General features: G+C 72.7%; 2 protein-coding genes. One reads left to right on the top strand and one right to left on the bottom strand.

The features are described 5' to 3' along the window. On the top strand, positions 1-518 hold a 518-nt coding region (locus tag JGS39_RS38300; protein ID WP_219574385.1), incomplete at its 5' end, for an NPCBM/NEW2 domain-containing protein. A 99-nt stretch (positions 519-617) separates the two neighbouring features. Here the strand turns inward: JGS39_RS38300 and JGS39_RS38295 are convergent. Then, on the bottom strand, positions 618-3,266 hold a 2,649-nt coding region (locus tag JGS39_RS38295; protein WP_219574384.1), incomplete at its 5' end, for an ATP-binding protein.

Here is a 3,266-nt window from a genome sequence, read left to right as displayed (position 1 = left end):
CTCCGACCCCCACGCCTCCGCCATCCCCCACTCCTGAACCCACGCCCACGACGCCGACTCCGCCACCTCCCGCTCCGGCCCCGGAGGTGTACCAGGTCAGTGAGCTGGCCTACAGCCTGCTCGGCGACCACACCGGCCCCGAGGTGGTGCTCGGTGAGAGCAGTTGGGTCTGGCAGCGTTCCGGCATGTCGATCGGTGGCACGCGGTACGCGCACGGGGTGACCGTCAGCAGCCGTTCCTCGGTCTACATCCAGCTGAACCGCTCGTGCACGCGCTACGAGGCGATGGTCGGCGTGGACGATCTGACCATGGGGCTCGGCTCGGTGCGGTTCTCGGTGTTCAACGGCGACGGGGCGCGGCTGTGGCAGTCCCCGGTGATGAATGGCGACGACCCGGCCGTTCCGGTGAGCGTCGGCATCGAGGGCCAGGAGCGAATCCGGCTCGTCGTGGAGCCGACGACCCCGTTCGGCGGAATCGCCCTCGCCGACTGGGCCGAATCGCGTATCAGCTGCCACTGAGCGGCAGGAGCGGTCCCGTACCGGGTGCCGAGTGCGGGCACATGCCCGGGGCCCCGCCCCGTGCCCCCGTGGGGAATGGCAGGTCCGTGCTCTCGCGGGTCATGGAAGGTCCGCGGCGATGCTCTCCAGTAGCTCGATGACGTCGTCGAGGGTCAGCCCGAGGCCTGCGACGCGTTCCTTCTCGTATCGCGGTTCCCCCAGTTCCTTGCGGGCCAGCCGCTCGGCCGCGTCCACATCGGTCTGCTCCGCCGCGGCCCTTGGGCCGGACATCCGCCAGCTGTCGGCGGCGGCCAGGACGCGTGCGGCGGCCGCGTGGTGACCCACGTGCGGCAGCACGGTTGCCACGCCGTCCGCCAGGTATCCGGTGACGACCTCGGGGCACCGTGCCTCCCTCGCCGCGACCAGCGCCGCCAACAGCCCCCGCAGCCCGGCCACGGGACCGCCCGCAGGCTCGGGTTCACACACCGAGATACGGGCCGACAGTCCCTCCAGCGCCACGGTGAAGTGCGACGGCGGGCCAACGCGCCCGGCCTCGCCCTGGGCGGCGTCGAGCAGCCGGCGGGCTTTCGCCGCATCGCCGCAGTGGAACGCCATGATGGCCCGGATGTAGTGGATGTACGCGGCGGCGTCGTGCACCTGGTGGCTCTCCGCCTCGGCCTCCGAGTGGTCCAGCCCCTGGGCAGCGGCTTCCAGGTCGCCGGTGCGGTAGGAGAGTTCGGCGAGCCGGGCCAGGAGGAACGGGGCCTCCGCGTGGGCGCCGACCTCGCGGGCGAGCAGGAGCGCCTCCTCGTAGGCCGTACGCGCCTCGTCGTAGCGCCCGCGCATCATGCCGGCCTCGGCTGCGGCGCTGGCGACCTGGGCACGCATCCAACGGTCGCCGATGCGTCTGCTCAGCGCGCGCAGTTCGGCGAGGTCGTCGTCGATGCCGGGCATGCCGCCCGGCATGTCGACGATCATGTGGGTGCGGAACATCAGCGTGACGCCGTACTCCCACGCGCCGCCGTGGATGCGGGCGTTGTCGACGGCTGCGTCGATCTTTCTCCGTACGTCGTCCGACGTCCCGGTGAGGAATGAGGTCATCGGCCAGAGCAGGCCGGGGAACCGGGCACCCCGTGTCCCGGAGGCGGCGAACGCGCCGGCCACCCGTTCCACGAACGCGTGGAGCTGCGTGTCGTTCTGGTCCATGCCGGTCTCCCCGCGCTCCGCCGCGTAGAAGAACCACAGGATGTGGAGGTTCATCCGGTCCCAGTACCGCGGGTCCGTGTCCTCCGCGGGGTCCGGGCCCAGGGCAAGGACCCGCTCGGTCCAGGAGAGGCCCTCGGGGCGGTAGTTGCGCAGCCACCAGAACCAGCCCATGCCCAGCACGAGTCGTGTCGCGTCCTGTTCGCAGGGGGCAGCGGCGGCCGTGGTCCGGTGCAGTGCGGCGCGGATGTTGTCGAGGTCGGTCTCCAGGCGCTGGATCCAGGGGAGCTGGTCGCCGGAGCGCAGACGTGGCTCGGCCTCCTCGACGAGCGCGGTGAAGTACGCGGTGTGCGCCCGTCCGGCGGCCGTCCGTATCTCCGAGGTCTCGGCGCAGCGCTCGACGGCGTACTCGTGAATGGTCTCCAGGAGGCGGTAGCGCATCGTGCCGTCGGCGGCCGGGGCGGCGACGACCAGGGACTTGTCCACCAGGGCGCCGATCAGGTCGGCGGTATTGGCGCGGGCGTGCGGGCCGGCCCCGGAGGGAGTACGGATGACGGCTTCCGCGGCGGTCAGGTCCCAGCCACCCGTGAAGACGGAGACCTGGCGCAGGGCGGTGCGTTCGTCCTCGTCGAGGAGGTCCCAGGACCAGTCGACGACTGCCCGCAGGGTCTGCTGGCGGGGCAGTACGGTCCGGCTGCCGCCCGTCAGCAGGCGGAACCGGTCGTCGAGCCGGTCCGCGATCTGGCGTGGGCCGAGCAGCCGCAGCCGGGCGGCGGCGAGTTCGATGGCGAGCGGCAGACCGTCCAGCCGGCGACAGATCTCGTCGACGGCGTCCGAGTCGTGTGCCGGTTCGTGCTCGGGGTCGAATCCGGGGCGTACGGCCCTGGCGCGTTCGGTGAACAGGCGGTGGGCGGGGGCGGCGGGCAGCGGGTCGACCGGTCGTACGGACTCGCCGGGCACACCGAGCGGTTCGCGGCTGGTGGCGAGGACGCGCAACTGCGGACAACGGGTCAGCAGGGTCTCGGCCAGAGTGGCGGCCGCGCCGATGACGTGCTCGCAGTTGTCGAGGATGAGGAGGACCGGCCGCGCGCGCGAACCGAGGCGGTCGACGAGCAGGTCGACCGGGTCGGTGCGCGGGAAGGGCGCGTCGTGTGCGCCGTCCCGCAGCAGCGCCGTCTCGCGCAGCCCGAGCGCGGACAGCACGGCTCCCGGGACGGCGTCGGCATCCTCCACAGGGGCGAGTTCGGCGAGCCAGACGTCTCGGGGCTCGGCGGCCGCCCGGTCCTCGCGAGCCGCGGACTCCTCTGCGAGGCGTGTCTTCCCCGAGCCGCCGGGGCCGGTCAGGGTGACCAGCCGGGACCGGGCGAGGTCGTCCCGGATGGCGCGCAATTCCGGTTCGCGCCCGACGAAGGAGGTGAGCCGGGGGCGTAGGTTGCCCCGGGCCGGTTTCACGTGAAACGTGCCGGTCGCGGCTGGGTTGACCGGTACGGGGGCGAGCAGTTCGCGGTGGAGAGCGGTGAGTTCGGGCCCCGGGTCGGTGCCGAGACCGTCGGCGAGGGTGCGGCG

The sequence above is a fragment of the Streptomyces poriferorum genome, from assembly GCF_019399235.1.
GTDB lineage: Bacteria > Actinomycetota > Actinomycetes > Streptomycetales > Streptomycetaceae > Streptomyces > Streptomyces poriferorum.
Note: the sequence above shows the minus strand (reverse complement) of the source record. Positions and strands in the feature narration are given on the sequence as shown.